Source organism: Puerhibacterium puerhi, assembly GCF_009846865.1.
In the GTDB taxonomy this organism is placed as follows: Bacteria; Actinomycetota; Actinomycetes; order Actinomycetales; family Cellulomonadaceae; genus Puerhibacterium; species Puerhibacterium puerhi.
The window spans coordinates 175,825-190,255 of sequence record NZ_WUWN01000003.1; the positions used below are offsets into that span (position 1 = coordinate 175,825).

The 14,431-nt window shown below is 77.0% G+C and carries 15 protein-coding genes; 9 read left to right on the plus strand and 6 right to left on the minus strand.

All coding sequences use genetic code 11. The features are described from left to right. Positions 1-112: 112 nt before the first annotated feature. Positions 113-577 carry a GNAT family N-acetyltransferase gene (locus GSF02_RS03500; protein WP_159792774.1) on the minus strand — a complete coding sequence of 155 codons (465 nt, stop codon included), beginning with the start codon at positions 575-577 and terminating at the stop codon, positions 113-115. 172 nt (positions 578-749) lie between these two features. Here GSF02_RS03500 and GSF02_RS03505 point away from each other — a divergent pair, with 172 nt between their 5' ends. Continuing rightward, a complete protein-coding gene (locus tag GSF02_RS03505; protein WP_159792776.1) occupies positions 750-1,541 on the plus strand; it encodes a deoxyribonuclease IV in 792 nt (263 codons plus the stop codon). 34 nt (positions 1,542-1,575) lie between these two features. Here GSF02_RS03505 and GSF02_RS03510 read toward each other — a convergent pair whose 3' ends face one another. The 3 genes from GSF02_RS03510 to GSF02_RS03520 form a co-directional block, all read right to left on the minus strand. Then, on the minus strand, positions 1,576-2,097 hold the full coding sequence (locus GSF02_RS03510) for a GNAT family N-acetyltransferase (protein ID WP_159792778.1): 522 nt from the start codon (positions 2,095-2,097) through the stop codon (positions 1,576-1,578). Positions 2,098-2,137: 40 nt separating this feature from the next. Further along, the gene (locus GSF02_RS03515; protein WP_201308774.1) at positions 2,138-2,785 is read right to left on the minus strand and encodes a response regulator; all 648 of its coding nucleotides are present in this window, start codon (positions 2,783-2,785) and stop codon (positions 2,138-2,140) included. Between the two features lie 86 nt (positions 2,786-2,871). Continuing rightward, positions 2,872-4,200 carry a sensor histidine kinase gene (locus GSF02_RS03520; protein WP_159792782.1) on the minus strand — a complete coding sequence of 443 codons (1,329 nt, stop codon included), beginning with the start codon at positions 4,198-4,200 and terminating at the stop codon, positions 2,872-2,874. Between the two features lie 163 nt (positions 4,201-4,363). Between GSF02_RS03520 and GSF02_RS03525 the strand changes: the two genes are divergently transcribed. Continuing rightward, a complete protein-coding gene (locus GSF02_RS03525; RefSeq protein ID WP_159792784.1) occupies positions 4,364-5,263 on the plus strand; it encodes an ABC transporter ATP-binding protein in 900 nt (299 codons plus the stop codon). Then, complete coding sequence (locus GSF02_RS03530; protein WP_159792786.1) at positions 5,260-6,060, plus strand: ABC transporter permease; 801 nt, start codon at positions 5,260-5,262, stop codon at positions 6,058-6,060. Before GSF02_RS03525 ends, GSF02_RS03530 begins: the two co-directional genes overlap by 4 nt. 100 nt (positions 6,061-6,160) lie before the next feature. Here the strand turns inward: GSF02_RS03530 and GSF02_RS03535 are convergent, their stop codons facing one another. Continuing rightward, on the minus strand, positions 6,161-7,897 hold the full coding sequence (locus GSF02_RS03535) for a cation:proton antiporter (protein WP_159792788.1): 1,737 nt from the start codon (positions 7,895-7,897) through the stop codon (positions 6,161-6,163). 244 nt (positions 7,898-8,141) lie between these two features. Between GSF02_RS03535 and GSF02_RS03540 the strand changes: the two genes are divergently transcribed. From GSF02_RS03540 to GSF02_RS03565, 6 genes are all read left to right on the plus strand, one after another. Next, a complete protein-coding gene (locus GSF02_RS03540; protein WP_159792790.1) occupies positions 8,142-8,636 on the plus strand; it encodes a hypothetical protein in 495 nt (164 codons plus the stop codon). Then, complete coding sequence (locus tag GSF02_RS03545; RefSeq protein WP_159792792.1) at positions 8,633-9,862, plus strand: NRAMP family divalent metal transporter; 1,230 nt, start codon at positions 8,633-8,635, stop codon at positions 9,860-9,862. The genes GSF02_RS03540 and GSF02_RS03545 overlap by 4 nt, the downstream gene beginning before the upstream one ends. Next, on the plus strand, positions 9,859-10,314 hold the full coding sequence (locus tag GSF02_RS03550) for a hypothetical protein (protein ID WP_159792794.1): 456 nt from the start codon (positions 9,859-9,861) through the stop codon (positions 10,312-10,314). The genes GSF02_RS03545 and GSF02_RS03550 overlap by 4 nt, the downstream gene beginning before the upstream one ends. Then, positions 10,311-10,670 (plus strand): PRC-barrel domain-containing protein, encoded by a 360-nt coding sequence (locus tag GSF02_RS03555; protein WP_159792796.1) that lies wholly within the window; start codon positions 10,311-10,313, stop codon positions 10,668-10,670. Before GSF02_RS03550 ends, GSF02_RS03555 begins: the two co-directional genes overlap by 4 nt. 141 nt (positions 10,671-10,811) lie before the next feature. Beyond that, positions 10,812-11,534 carry a GyrI-like domain-containing protein gene (locus GSF02_RS03560; protein WP_159792798.1) on the plus strand — a complete coding sequence of 241 codons (723 nt, stop codon included), beginning with the start codon at positions 10,812-10,814 and terminating at the stop codon, positions 11,532-11,534. Between the two features lie 264 nt (positions 11,535-11,798). Further along, positions 11,799-12,683, plus strand: coding sequence for a PadR family transcriptional regulator (locus GSF02_RS03565; RefSeq protein ID WP_235915333.1), 885 nt, complete (start codon positions 11,799-11,801; stop codon positions 12,681-12,683). A gap of 21 nt (positions 12,684-12,704) precedes the next feature. Here GSF02_RS03565 and GSF02_RS03570 read toward each other — a convergent pair. Continuing rightward, positions 12,705-14,431: outer membrane protein assembly factor BamB family protein (locus GSF02_RS03570; RefSeq protein WP_159792800.1), on the minus strand; the 1,727-nt coding region annotated here is incomplete at its 5' end.

Here is a 14,431-nt window from a genome sequence, read left to right on the forward strand (position 1 = left end):
CGTCGGTGCCACGCGGGGGCAGGGTGCGGGCCGCCGGCCCGTCTCTCGGGTCAACAGCGGCGGGAGGCCCGGAATTCCGCCGTCCGCGGCACAACCCGTCCGTGCCGCGCGCTCAGGCCGGCGGCGCGTACCAGTACGTCGTGACCTGCGGCAGGCCGGCCTCCGCCGCCCAGGCGGCGTCCTCCTGCCCGGTGCGGCGCCAGCCGCGGCGCTCGTACAGCGCGACGGCGTCGGCGTTGTGCGCCATGACCTGCAGGACGATGTCGCGTCCCGCCGCGCGGGCGTGCGCGGTCGCGTGGTCGAGCAGGGCCGTGGCGAGGCCGCGGCCGCGCGCCGCCGGGGCGAGGAACAGCCGCACGACCTCGGCGGGGGCGCCCTCCTCGGGCGGCACGTCGAGGGCCACGTGCCCGACGGCGGCGCCGCCGTCGTCGGCCACCCACGCCGGGCCGCGGTGCTCGGTCAGCCAGCCGGCGCGGACGTTCTGCGGGCGCACCGGGTACGCGTCGCGCGCGTGCGTGGCGCGCAGGTGCTCGACGAGCGCCGGGAGGTCGCCGTCGCGGCGGGGTCGGATCTGCACCGCGCCAGCGTAGGGCGCGACGCCGGCGGGCGGTCAGCCGCGGGCCCGACCGGTCGGTCCGGCACCTCGGGCGTGCGGAACGGCGCGTCCTCGGGCATGCCGGGGGGCGAGCCGCCGGCGTGCACCGGTCGCGCGCCGGGCCGCCGTCGGACCCGCCTCGTAGGGTGGCGCCATGAGCAGCTTCCGCATCGGTGCCCACGTGGACGCGTCCGACGCCGTGGCGCAGGCGAAGGCGATCGGCGCCGACGTGGCGCAGGTGTTCGTCGGCGACCCGCAGGCCTGGACGGTGGCCGGCCCGGACTACCCCGGCGGCCCCGAGGCGCTGCGGGCCGACGCCGAGGCGGCGGGCCTCGACCTGTACGTGCACGCCCCGTACGTCATCAACGTGGCCTCGACCAACAACCGCATCCGCATCCCGAGCCGCAAGCTGCTGCAGCAGACCATGGACGCGGCCGCCGCGATCGGCGCCAAGGGCGTGGTGGTGCACGGCGGGCACGTCACGGGCAAGGACGACCCGGCGGTCGGCTTCGACAACTGGCGCAAGGCGATCGACGCCCTGGAGACCGACGTGCCGGTGCTCATCGAGAACACCGCCGGCGGCGACTTCTCGATGGCCCGCCGGCTGGAGCGCATCGAGCAGCTGTGGGCCGCGGTGCAGCGCGCGAACGGCGCCGAGAACGTCGGCTTCACGCTCGACACCTGCCACGCCTGGGCCGGCGGCATGGACCTGACGACGGCGGCCGACCAGGTCCGCGCGATCACCGGCCGCATCGACCTGGTGCACGCCAACGACTCGCGCGACGAGGCGGGCTCCGGCGCGGACCGGCACGCCCACTTCGGCGAGGGCTCGATCCCCGAGGACCTGCTGGTCGGCGTCGTCGCCGCGGCGGGCGCCCCCGTCGTGTGCGAGACGCACGGGGACATGGGCCCGGACATCGCGTGGCTGCGCGAGCGCCTGGGCTGAGACCGAGGCCGCAGAGCTGGCCGCAGAGCCGGCCTCAGAGCCAGCCTAAGAGCTGCCTGACCATCACCGCGCTGTCGTAGGTCTTGCCCTCCCAGCGGATCACGTCGCGCAGCTCGAAGCCCCACGCGGCGTAGAGCGCCACCAGGTGCTCGGCCGGCGCTGCCGTGTCCACGCCGATCGACGTCGCCCCGGCCTCGCGCGCCCAGCGCCGGCCGAGCGACCACAGGTGCCCGGCGATGCCCCGCCGGCGGCGGTCCGGCGCGACGGCGAGCTGGTTCAGCCACGCCCGGCGCGGCGTGCGGGCGTGCTCGGACATCGCCTGCAGCGCGGTCGACGGCGGCAGGGACACGGTGGCCGTGCCGACGAGCACGCCCTCGTCCTCCACGACCCAGCACCGGCCGGCCAGCGCCCGGGCGCGCGTCGTGGCCACGTCCTGGTCCACGGCGGTGAAGTTGAGCCCGCGGTCGCCCAGCTCGGCGTACGCCGCGTGCAGCAGCGCCGTCAGCGGGGCCGCGTCGGCGACGTCGAACGGGCGGACGACGAGCGAGGGATCCACGGTCCCGGAGTCTGGCACGCCGCCGGTCGCCGACCGGCGGCTACACCAGCCCGGCGTCGTGCACGACGATCGCGGCCTGCACCCGGTTGGCCGCGTCGAGCTTCGTGAGGATGCGCGACACGTGCGTCTTGACCGTCGGCACGCTCATGAAGAGCTCCTCGGCGATCTCCGCGTTCGACAGCCCGCGGGCCACCGCGAGCGCCACCTCGTGCTCGCGCTCGGTGAGCGCCGCCACGCGGTCGCCGGCGCTGCGACGACGACCGTCGTCGGAACCCTGCGAGACGGCGGCGATCAGCTGCGCGGTGACGCTCGGCGAGAGCGTCGGCTCGCCCGCCGCCGCGGCGTGCACGGCGCCCACGAGCCGGTCGGGCGGGGTGTCCTTGAGGAGGAACCCGGCCGCGCCCACGCGCAGCGCCTCGAGCACCATGTCGTCGGCGTCGAACGTGGTCAGCACGATGACGCGCGCGGGCGAGGCGGCGGTGACGAGCCGCCGGGTCGCCTCGAGCCCGTCCAGGCGCGGCATGCGGATGTCCATGAGCACGACGTCCGGGCGCAGCCGCCCCACCAGGTCGATCGCGGCGAGCCCGTCGGCCGCCTCCCCCACCACCTGCAGCGCGGGCGAGCCGCCGAGGATCAGGCCCAGGCCGGCGCGGACCAGCGGGTCGTCGTCGACGAGGACGACGCGCACGGGCGCGGCGCCGCCGTCGGCGTCGGGCGGCGGGACTGCGGACGGCGCGGCGGGCGGCGCGGCGGGCGCGGGGGTGTCGGCGGAGGTCACGGCGCCCACGGTAGCCAGGCCGAGACGACGAACTGGCCGCCCTGCGCGCCGTAGGCGAGCCGGCCGCCGCTGAGCTCGGCCCGCTCGGTCAGCCCCACGAGGCCCAGGCCCGACGACGGCGGCGCCTCCTGCGGCGCGGGGCCGACCGTGCGCAGCGGGTTGCGCACCGTCAGCGTCAGCCCCTCCCCCGGCGCCCCGGCGACGCCCACCGTGACGGGCGCCCACGGGGCGTGCTTGCGGGCGTTGGTCAGCGCCTCCTGGACGATGCGGTAGGCGTTGCGGGACACCGCCTCCGGCAGCGCGCCGAGGCCCGCGGCGCGCCGCTCGACGCGCACCTCGCCACCACCGGCGCGCGCCTCGGCGACGAGCTCGTCGAGGTCGGCCAGCGTGGGCTGCGGGCGCTCGGGGCGCAGGTGGTCCCCGCCGTCGGCGGCGCCGGCGTGCGCGCCGTCGGCGCTGCGCAGCACGCCGAGCACGTCGCGCAGGTCCTGCAGCGCGGCGTGGGCGCCTGCCTGCACGACGGCGGCCGTCTCGGCGACCTTCTCCGGCGGCAGGTCCGTGCGGTAGGCCAGCGCGCCGGCGTGCATCGCGACGAGCGACATACGGTGGGCGAGCACGTCGTGCATCTCCCGGGCGATGCGGGCGCGCTCGTTGGCGCGGGCCTGCGCGGCACGGCTGGCCTGCTCGCGCTCGGCGGTCTCGACCCGTTCCTGCAGCGAGCGCACGTGGTCGCGGCGCAGGCCGATGTAGGCGCCGACCCACACGCACAGGCCGAAGACCAGGAGCCCGGTCGCCGCCTCCGCGAGCGTCCCGCCCGGGAGGGGATCGACGGGGTGGACGACGTTGTACGCCAGCCCCCCGCCGACCCACACCACGCCCACCGCCGCGATGACCACCCACCGCCGCGCGGTGGCCAGGGACACCACGGCGAGCGCCGAGGCGGGCGCGGCGAAGACCGACAGCGCGGTGGCCGCGCCGGTCACCACCGCGACCGTGACCGGCAGCCGGCGCCGCAGGACCAGGAGCGCGCAGCACAGCAGGCCGAGGACCGGGTCGAGGAACAGCAGCGCCTCGTTCGCGCGGCGCCCGCCCACCTCGACGTCCTCCAGGACGGTGCCGAGGAACACGAGGCCGCCCAGCAGCGCGAGGCCGATGCGCCAGGTCTCGCCCCACAGCCGCCCGTACCACCGCGGCGGGGACGCCGGGGCGGTGACCGTGCCGAGGGGCAGGCGCGCCGACGACGCGGCCGGCGCGGCCGGCTGGCTCGGGTCCGGGCCGCCCGCGGCGACCAGACCCGAGGTGCTGAGGGAGCCCGGCGTCGTCATGCGCCCGAGCCTAGGCACTCGGCCGTCGCGGCGGCATCGGCCGAGGGGCGCGGCGGCGTCATCCCTTCGGACGACCCGGGCCCCTCGAACGGTGCACCCGCCGCGCCGGGAACCATGCGTCCGACCGATGCGGCGCCCGCCCGCGCCCGGGGAGCCTGGAGCCATGATCACCGTGGAGCACCTGACCAAGAGGTACGGGCCGCACACGGCCGTGGACGACGTGTCGTTCACGGCCGCGCCGGGCCACGTCACCGGCTTCCTGGGCCCGAACGGCGCCGGCAAGTCGACCACCATGCGGATGATGTGCGGGCTGACGCCGGCCACGTCCGGCACGGCGCGCGTGCTCGGTGTGCCGTACGCGGCGCTGCCCAACCCGGGCCGCCGCGTCGGCGTGCTGCTCGACGCCGCCGCCCAGCACGCCGGCCGCACGGGCCGCGAGGTGCTGACGCTGACCGCCCTGCTGACCGGCGTCGAGCGCCGCCGCGTGGACGCGATGCTCGACCTCGTCGGGCTCACCTCCCGTGAGGCCTCGCGCCGCGTCGGCGCCTACTCGCTCGGCATGCGTCAGCGCCTGGGCATCGCGAACGCCCTGCTCGGCGACCCGGAGGTGCTGATCCTCGACGAGCCGGCCAACGGCCTGGACCCGGCCGGCATCCGCTGGATGCGCGACCTGCTGCAAAACTTCGCCGGCCGCGGCGGCACCGTGCTGCTGTCCTCCCACCTGCTCAGCGAGGTGGAGCTGGTGGCCGACCGCCTCGTCGTGATCGGCCGCGGCCGCATCGTGGCGCAGGGCACCAAGGACGAGCTGCTGCGCCGGGCCGGCACGTTCGCCCGGTCGGACGACGACGCCGCGCTCGCCGCGGCGCTCCAGGCCGCGGGCATCGCGGCCGAGCGGCTGGCGACCGGCGGCGTCACCGCCGAGGCCGAGGCCCCCGACGTCGCCCGCGCGGCCGCCCGCGCCGGCGTCGTGGTCGTCGAGCTGCGCGCCGCCGACTCCCGCGGCCTCGAGGAGCTGTTCCTCGAGCTCACCGCCGACGACGCCCGAGAGGCGGTGTCCGCATGAGCGCCCCCGCCGTCGCGCGCCCGACCTCCCACGCCGGCGCCACCGGCGCGGTCCGGCCCGTCTCCTTCGCCACGCTGACGCTCGTCGAGTGGCGCAAGCAGCTCGACACCCGCGCCGGGCGCTGGCTGCTCGTCACCATCGGCATCGTCACCGCCGCCGTCCTGGCGATCATGGCGATCGTCGACGGCGGGAACCACTCGTTCGAGGCGTTCCTGGTGGGCACCTCGACGCCGATGCTCCTGCTGCTGCCGATCGTCGGCGTGCTGGCGGCCACGTCCGAGTGGTCGCAGCGCACCGCCCTGGTGACGTTCGCCCTCGAGCCGCGGCGCACCCGCGTGGGCCTGGCCAAGCTGCTCAGCGCGGTCGCCTCCGGCGTCGTGTTCTTCCTCGGCGCCGTCGCGCTGGCCGCCCTGGCGCACCTCGCCGTCGTCGTGCTGCGCGACGCGGACCCCGCGTGGAGCCTCGACGCGGGCGTCCTCGGCGGGCTGTTCCTGATGGTCGTGCTGGTCATGGCGCAGGGCATCGGCTTCGGCCTCGTGCTGCTCAACACGCCCGCCGCGATCGTGAGCCTGCTGGTGCTGCCGACGGTGTTCACGATCGTCGGCTCGCTCATCCCCGGCATCGTCGACGCGCTGCCCTGGATCGACCTGAGCACCGCGAGCGAGCCGCTGCTGCTGGGCGAGGCCCCCGACGGCGAGCAGTGGGCGCACCTGGCCACCGCGTCGCTCATCTGGGTGGTCGCGCCGGTGGTCGGCGGCCTGGTACGGGTGGAGCGGCGCGAGGTGAAGTCGGCCTGACGCCGCGCGGGTCCGTTCGGTGATCCGTTGGCTGATCGGTGATCCGGATCGCCGATCAGCCAACGGATCACCGAACAGACGCTCGGGGGCCGGCTGCGGCTCAGGCGGGCCCGCGCCGCATCTCGAGCGTGATCTGCTCGGCGTCGAGCAGGTCGAGCGCCCGCTCGAGCTGCCGCGAGTCGTGCACGCCGGCCGACCGCTCCTTGAGCAGCGCGGCCCGCTGCGCGTCGATGGTGCGCAGGCGCAGCTCCCGGTACTGCTTGAAGCGGTGGGTGGTCTCGCGGGCGTCGACCTCCTCGGTCGCGTGGTCGTGCACGACGTCGCCCCGCACCCGCGCGACGACGTCCGGCTCGTAGGGGGTGCCGTCGGCGCGGGCCAGCCCGCCGTCGTCGAGCAGCCGCTGCGCGGCCGCCTCGATCACGGCGCGCAGGGCCGCGTACTCCTGCGGGTCCACCTGCCGCGTGCCGCCGAGCCCGAGCCGCTTGACCACCCACGGCAGCGTGCCGCCCTGCACCACCAGCGTGCCGGCGGCGACGCCGAACGCCACCAGCACCACGAACGAGCGGTGGGGGAACTCCGCCGGCAGCGACTGCGCCGCGGCCAGGGTGACGACGCCGCGCATGCCGGCCCACACGAGGAGCACGCCCTCGCGGGGACCGAGCGGCTTGGCGGTGAGGTAGTCGATGTCGGCCGCGCGCCGGCGCAGGAGCCGCTGCACGCGCCGGGCCCGCGCCGCGGGCACCTGGCCGGGGCCGCCGGTGCGGCCGCCGTCGGACGCGGCGGCGGCGAGCTTGTCCTGGATGCGGTCCTGCATCCCCTGCAGCACGCTGCGCAGCGACTCGGCCCGCCGGGCCCGCCGGGACAGCTGCCACAGCAGGGGCGCCACGTACGCCGACCGGACGACGAGCACGATGACGGCCGCGAGGGCCGCGATCCCGGCCCCGCGCCACAGGCTGCCGTGCTCGGCCCGCACGTCCTCCACCAGCGCGAACAGCTCGAGGCCCATGACGAGGAACACCGCGCCCTCGAGCAGCATGTCCACGGTGTGCCAGTTCGCGTTCTCCGCGACGCGGTCCTGCGGCCGCAGGCGCGCCGCGCCGTGGCCGGTGATGAGGCCCGCCGTGACCACGGAGACCAGGCCCGACGCGTGCACGTGCTCGGCCGGCAGGTACGCCACGAACGGCACCACGAGCGAGACGGCAGTGGACAGCGCCGCGCTGGCGACCCGGCGTCGGACCTGCAGGCCCAGCCACCCGACGACGGCGCCGCACACCACCGCGCCGACGACCGCCCACAGGAAGTCGCCCACCACCTCGGCCAGCGACACGCTGGCCGCCGTCGCCGCGACGGCGGAGCGCAGCAGCACCAGGGCCGAGGCGTCGTTGAGCAGCCCCTCCCCCTCGAGCACGGTGACCACGCGCGGGTTGGCGCCGAGCCGCCTGACGATGGACGTCGCGACGGCGTCGGTGGGGCTCACGATGGCGCCGAGCGCCACGCCGCCCGCGAACCCGAGCCCGGGCACGAGCGTGGAGAACACCAGGCCGAGCAGCAGCGACGTGATCACCACGAGCACCACCGACAGCCCGCCGATCGCGGCGAAGTCGCGCCGGAAGTCCATGGTGGGCATCGACACGGCGGTGGAGTACAGCAGCGGCGGCAGCACGCCGGCGAGGATCCACTCGGGCTCGATCTCGATGGCCGGCACGAACGGCAGGAAGCTCACCGCCACGCCGAGGAGCACGAGGATCAGCGGTGCGGCCACGCCGGTCCGGGGTGCGAGGGCGGTCACGGCGATGATGACGACGGCCGCGGCGGCCCCGATGACCAGCAGATCCATGCCGTCAGTCTCTCAGGCGCACATGTGCGCCACGTGAACTGCCGGCGGCTCCGCCCAGGCCCGGTGCCGCCCGCCGCCCCCTCCCGTGAGGTCGGCAGCTCGTCGCCGGGTCGGCAGCTCGTCGCCAGGTCGGCAGCTCGGGGTGCCGATCTCGCGACGAGGTGCCGAGCTCAGGAGCCGACGGCGCCCGGCTCCCGGCGGCTGCGCGTGCGGAACGCGGTGACCAGGGGCAACATCCTCAGCCATGAGAAGGCACGCCAGGGGCGCCCTCGTCCTCGCGGCAGCAACGGCGCTGGCGGGAACGCTGGCCGGCTGCGGCCCGGCGGCGCACCGCGCGGACGCCCGCGGCGCCCTGGAGTCGGTGGCCGAGCACCTCGACACCGCGTCGTCGGCCGTCGCGACGGTGCAGCTCGCCGTCGACCAGGCCGTCGCGGGCCGGCTGCCGGCCGTCTCCGCCGACGTCGCCGCGTCCGACGCCGCCGAGGGCGCCACGGACGCCGTGCACGGCCTGGGCACGATCGTCGTGCCGGACGCCGCCGTGGGTGGCGCCGACGCCCCCGCGCTGCGGGACCAGGCGCTCGCGGCCGCCGGGCAGGCGGCCGACGCCGTCGCCGCGGTACGCACGTGGCTCGACGCCGACGGCCCGCCGGACGCGCTGCTCGCGCAGCTCGACGACGCCGCGGCGGCCCTGGACCAGGCGCACGGCGCCGTGGCCGACGCGGCGGGGATCCCGTCGTGAAGAAGCTGCTCGCCGTCGCGCTCGGCATCCTCACCGCCATCGGCGGCTTCCTCGACATCGGGGACCTGGTCACCAACGCCGTCGTCGGGTCGCGGTTCGGCCTGTCGCTGGCGTGGGTCGTGGTGGTCGGCGTGGTGGGGATCTGCGTGTTCGCGCACATGTCCGGCAAGGTCGCCGCCGTCTCCGGGCGCGCCACCTTCGAGATCATCCGCGAGCGCCTCGGACCGCGGGCCGCCGGCGCCAACCTCGTGGCGAGCCTCGCCGTCACCGTGCTGACGCTGGTGGCCGAGGTGGGCGGCATCGCGCTGGCGCTGCAGCTGGCCAGCAGCGTGGACCACCGGCTGTGGGTGCCCGTCGCCGCGCTGGCGGTGTGGCTGGTCCTGTGGCGCGTGAAGTTCGAGGTGATGGAGAACGTCACGGGCCTGCTGGGCCTGGCCCTCGTGGGGTTCGCGGTGGCGGTGTTCCTGCTCGGGCCGGACTGGGGCGCGCTGCTCGACCAGGCCCTGACGCCGCAGGTGCCGGCCGCCGAGGGGCAGGCGACCTACTGGTACTACGCGATCGCGCTGTTCGGCGCGGCGATGACGCCGTACGAGGTGTTCTTCTTCTCCTCCGGCGGCGTCGAGGAGCGGTGGTCGGTCAAGGACCTGGCGACGTCGCGCCTCAACGTGCTGGTGGGCTTCCCGCTGGGCGGCCTGCTGTCGATCTCGATCGCCGCCTGCGCGGCGATCGTGCTGCTGCCCGGCGGCGTGCAGGTGGACGCCCTGTCGCAGCTGCTGTTGCCCGTGGCGCAGGCCGGCGGGAAGCTGCTGGTGGCGCTCATCATCGTGGGCATCGTCGCCGCGACGTTCGGCGCCGCCCTCGAGACGGCGCTGTCCACCGGCTACACGCTCGCGCAGTACCTCGGGTGGTCGTGGGGCAAGTTCCGCCGGCCGGTGCAGGCCGCGCGCTTCCACGTGGCGATGATCGTGGCGCTGGTGGTGGCGGTCGGGGTGCTGATGACCAACGTGGACCCGGTGGCGGTCACCGAGTACTCGGTGGTGTTCTCCGCCGTCGCGCTGCCGCTGACGTACCTGCCCGTCCTCGTGGTCGCGAACGACCCGGAGTACATGGGCGAGCACGTCAACGGGCGGGCGATGAACCTGCTGGGCACCGTGTACCTGGTGATCCTGGTCGTGGCCTCGGTGGCCGCGATCCCGCTGATGATCGTGACGAGGGCAGGCGCATGAGACGACGACGCCCCGAGCGGTGGTCCGGCCCGCTCGCACCCGAGCCGCGGCCGGCCGGCCGCGTGCTGGACGCGCGCCTGCACCTGCTGGACCGCCAGGTGCTCGACGACGACGAGGTGCCGGTGTGCACGCTCGACGACCTCGAGCTGGAGCCGGTCGACGACGGTGCGACCCCCGGCCCGCACGCCGGCACACGTCCGGCAGGTGCGGCGACCGTCGTCGTCACCGCGCTGCTCAGCGGCCCGGTGCTGCGCACGCGCATCTTCGGCGGGCGCCCGCCGTCGTCGCGCTGGCAGTCGGTCGCCTGGCGGCACGTGCGCGACCTCGGCACGGCCGTGCGGCTGGGGGTGCGGGGCGACGACCTGGACCTCACGTGGCCCGAGCGCTGGACGCGCGACCACGTCGTGGGCCGCCTCCCCGGCGGGCGGCACGACCCGGAGGGCCGGTCATGATCGCGAGCGACCTGCTGGACGTCCCCGTGCTCGACGCCGACGGCACGCACGTGGGGTTCGTGGTGGACCTGCGCCTGGTGCTGGACGGGCCGCCCGACGGCCCCCTCGCCCGCCCGCGGCTGCACGGGCTGGTGGTGTCGCCGCGCTCGCGGTCGTCGTTCCTGGGGTTCGAGCGCTCGGCGGTGCGTGCGCCGTGGCCCGTCGCCCACCTGGTGCGCCGGCGGCACCGGGGCACGTTCCTGGTGCACTGGTCCGACGTCGCGTCGGTGCCGACGCCGGGCGAGGCCGCCGACCCGCGGCAGGAGGCCGCCGTCGTCCTGGCGCGGGGCATGACGCGGTACGACGCGCGGCTCTAGCCTCGTGCCGCGGGCCCGGCCCGGGCGCCGTGGTCAGCCACCGTGGTCAGCCACCGTGGTCAGCCACCGTGGTCAGCCACCGTGGTCAGCCACCGTGGTCAGCCACCGTGGGACAGCATCGACGACAGAGAGGTCGCGCCGATGACGGACGAGACGACGGCGCCGGCGGCCGGCAAGGTCGACTTCCGCCGGACGCTGGACGCCTACCGGGCGCGGCGGGGCGAGCTCCGCCTCGTCGACGTGCCGCCCCTGCAGTACCTGATGATCGACGGCCACGGCGACCCGAACACCTCGCCGGCGTTCGCCGAGGCGGTCGCGGCGCTCTACCCGCTCGCGTACCGGATCAAGTTCGCCAGCAAGGCGGACCTCGGGCGCGACTACGCCGTCATGCCGCTCGAGGGGCTGTGGTGGGCGGACGACATGGACGCGTTCACCGTGTCGCGGGACAAGTCCCGGTGGCGCTGGACGCTGATGATCATGACCCCGGACTGGGTCGACGCCGGCATGGTCGCCGCCGCGGCCGAGCGCGTCGCTGCCAAGGCCGCGCCGGCGCGGCTCGCCGACGTCCGCCTCGCGACCCTCGACGAGGGGCGCTGCGTGCAGACGCTGCACGTGGGGTCGTTCGACGACGAGGCCGGCGTGCTGGCGCAGATCCACCACGAGCTCGTCCCCGCCCAGGGCCTGCGCCTGACCGGCCGCCACCACGAGATCTACCTCAGCGACTTCCGCCGGGTGCCGCCCGAGCGGCGCCGCACGATCCTGCGCCAGCCGGTCACCGACGTCGTCGCGGACGACGTCCCGGTCGGCGTCCCCGACGACGCCCCGGTCGGCGTCCCCGACGACGCCCCGGACGACGTCGCCTAGCGGCGCGGGTCGCCGCCGCAGCCGGGCGACGCTCTCCGTGGCGGCACCCGCGAGCGCAGCAGCACTTGCGTAACGATATATCTTTGACGTATCTTCGACGAGTTCGGTCGAGCGGCAGCCCACGCGCCGCCGCTCCCTCCCGACGGGGCCGGGCCCCGCGCGCCGCGACGGCGCGCCGCCCGCACGAGGCCCGCGCGCACCGGTGTGCGCCGCCTCCGCCCCGCCGCACCCCCACGACTTCCGCACCACCCGCAGGAGAACCCCATGCGCACCCCCGACTTCACCTCTTCCTTCCCCTTCCGCCCGGCGGACGCCTCGGGCCGCCCGGGTCGACGTCGCGACCGCGGCGAGCGCGGCCCGCGCCCCGAGCGCGGCGCCGAGCGCGGCTTCGACCCGTGCGCCGAGGGCGCCGGCGCCTGGCAGGGCTTCGGCCCGCGCTGGGCGATGGCCGGCGGGATGCCCGACGACGCCGCGCCCCGCGGCGGCGTGCACCACTCCGGCCGCCCGACGCCCGAGGGCGACGAGCCGTTCCCGGTGCGCCGGGGCGGCCGCCGCGGGCCGGGCTTCGGCCCAGGCTTCGGCCCCTTCGGACCCGGCAGCGACCCCCGCGGCCCGGGCTTCGGCCACGGGTTCGGCCCCCGCGGGGGCCGGGGCCGCGGCCGGGCCGCCCGCGGCGAGATCCGCGCGGCGATCCTGCTGCTGCTCGCCGAGCGACCCATGCACGGCTACCAGGTCATCTCCGAGCTGGCCGAGCGCACCGAGGGCGCGTGGCGGCCGAGCCCCGGTGCCGTCTACCCGGCGCTGAGCCTGCTGGCCGACGAGGGCCTCGTCGTCCTCACCGACGACGGCGGGCGCAAGCTCGCGTCGCTCACGGAGGCCGGCACCCGGTACGTCGAGGAGCACCGCGACGAGCTCGGGACGCCGTGGGAGCGCGCCGGCGAGGGCCGGTCCCACCGGCGCGAGCTGCGCACGGCGGTCGGCGCGCTCATGGGCGCCGTCGAGCAGGTGGCCCGCGCCGGCACGCCGGACCAGGCCGCCCGCGTGGTGTCGCTGCTCGACGCCGCCCGGCGGGACGTCTACCGCCTGCTCGCCAACGACGCCCCGGCCGAGCGGCCCGGCGACGGCGACGCCCCGGAGGGCCGCGCCTGACGGCTCGCGACGGTCGAGGGGCTACCCCAGCCCCTCGACCGTCGCGCCGTCCCAGCGCACCAGGTGCCCGGCCACCGGGAGCACCAGCGCGTAGCCGTCGTGCATCTCCTGTCCCCACGCGACGTCACCGGTGCGCAGCTCGTACGCCGTCCACTCGGCGCCCGACCCGCCGTCGGCCCAGCCGGGCGTGACCACGACGACCCGGTGGCCGTCGGTGTAGACGGCGTGCACGTACGCGCCCAGCTCGGCGCCCCCGAACATCTCCCCGCTGCCCGTGCCGAGGTGGCCGGCCCACAGCTCCGCGCCGGTGCGCGCGTCGAGGGCCAGCAGGCGGCCGTCCTGGGCCAGGGCGAGCACGGCGCCGCCGGCCTGCGCCAGCACCCCCACGGGCGCGGTGACCGCGGCGCCCCAGGCGCGCTCTCCGTCGCCGCTGCGCTGGGCCGCCAGCCGGCCGCCGGCCGGGGACAGGACGACCCCGGCGTCGGTGCCGTCGGTCGCCCACGGGTCCATCAGCGGGCCCGTCAGCTCGCCCACCACGGTCGTGTCCCCGGCCAGCAGCGTCCACGGCGCCTCCCGGTCGGCCGCGGCACCGCCGTCGGCGCCGACCTGCAGCCGCGGCGGCACCGCGTACCCGCCGCCGACGGTGGCGACCACCGGCTGGGTGCGCGCCGTCTGGTCGCCCCGGGGCTCCTCGCCGCCCACGGCGGGCCAGTCGCGGTCGAGCCGCTCGCCGTCGGGCGTCAGCTGGGCGTCCAGCCCGCAGCCGGCGAGCGTCAGCATCGTCGCGCCGGCGGTGACCCGCAGCAGGCCGTCGTCGACGGGCCCCGGCTCCGTGCCGTCGTCCGACCACGTGGCGCACGGGTACCAGCCGTCCCGGGTGACCCGCTCGGCCGGCAGGGTGGCCTCCCAGCGCACCTCGCCGGAGACGGCGTCCTCGAGGGTCACCCGCACGTCCCGCGCCTCGACCTTCCCGTCCGGCAGCCACGTGCCCGACTCCTCGTCGGCGGGCTGCGGCCGGCGGGCCGCCTCGCCCACCCGCTGGGCCCGCAGCAGCCCGCCGTCCGCCGTCGGGGTCACGACGACGGCGTCGCCCTCGTCGGCGTCGGCGGCCCCGAACACCACCCGGTCCAGCCCCTCGAGCTCGCGCTGGGCCCGCACCTCGCCGTCGCCGTCGACCACCAGCGCCGACCATCCCGCGTCGGCGTGCCGCACGCAGACCAGCTCCTCGACCGGGTCGAGCCGCGGCACCGCGCCGGCGACGAGGCTCATCGTGGTGCCGCAGGCCTGCGCGCCGGCCACCTCGAGCGACCAGCGCTCCTCCCCCGTCTCCGGGTCGAGGGCGTGCAGCCGGGCCCGGTCGCGCCAGTCGACGCCCGCGTCGGGGTCCGCCTCGCCGCCGGACTCGGCCACCACGAGCAGCCCGTCGAGCTGCGCGACGGGCCACAGGTCGGCGCCGGGGGCGAACCTCCACGTGGTGGTGGGCGGCGCGGACAGGTCGAGGACGCCGCCGGGTGCGGCGGCGACCCGGTCGAGGCGGTGCTGCTCGGCGACCGACGTGACGACGCCGGTGCTCACCACCAGCGCCGCGGCGACCGCGCCGGCGGCGACGACGCGCCCGCGCGGCTGGCGGGCGGCCCAGGCGGCGAGCCGGGCGCGGGCCCGCTGCAGGGGCCCGGGCGGCCCCGTCGGGGGGTCGGCGTCGGCGTCCTGCAGGTCCGGATCGCCCTGCGGGCCGGGGCCGTCCGGGG

Bases quoted from the DNA above. Each gene is read 5' to 3' on its own strand.
- GSF02_RS03505 (WP_159792776.1), top strand. From the start codon at position 750: ATGAGCAGCTTCCGCATCGGTGCCCACGTGGACGCGTCCGACGCCGTG.
- GSF02_RS03520 (WP_159792782.1), bottom strand. From the start codon at position 4,200: ATGACGACGCCGGGCTCCCTCAGCACCTCGGGTCTGGTCGCCGCGGGC.
- GSF02_RS03525 (WP_159792784.1), top strand. From the start codon at position 4,364: ATGATCACCGTGGAGCACCTGACCAAGAGGTACGGGCCGCACACGGCC.
- GSF02_RS03530 (WP_159792786.1), top strand. From the start codon at position 5,260: ATGAGCGCCCCCGCCGTCGCGCGCCCGACCTCCCACGCCGGCGCCACC.
- GSF02_RS03535 (WP_159792788.1), bottom strand. From the start codon at position 7,897: ATGGATCTGCTGGTCATCGGGGCCGCCGCGGCCGTCGTCATCATCGCC.
- GSF02_RS03540 (WP_159792790.1), top strand. From the start codon at position 8,142: ATGAGAAGGCACGCCAGGGGCGCCCTCGTCCTCGCGGCAGCAACGGCG.
- GSF02_RS03550 (WP_159792794.1), top strand. From the start codon at position 9,859: ATGAGACGACGACGCCCCGAGCGGTGGTCCGGCCCGCTCGCACCCGAG.
- GSF02_RS03555 (WP_159792796.1), top strand. From the start codon at position 10,311: ATGATCGCGAGCGACCTGCTGGACGTCCCCGTGCTCGACGCCGACGGC.
- GSF02_RS03560 (WP_159792798.1), top strand. From the start codon at position 10,812: ATGACGGACGAGACGACGGCGCCGGCGGCCGGCAAGGTCGACTTCCGC.
- GSF02_RS03565 (WP_235915333.1), top strand. From the start codon at position 11,799: ATGCGCACCCCCGACTTCACCTCTTCCTTCCCCTTCCGCCCGGCGGAC.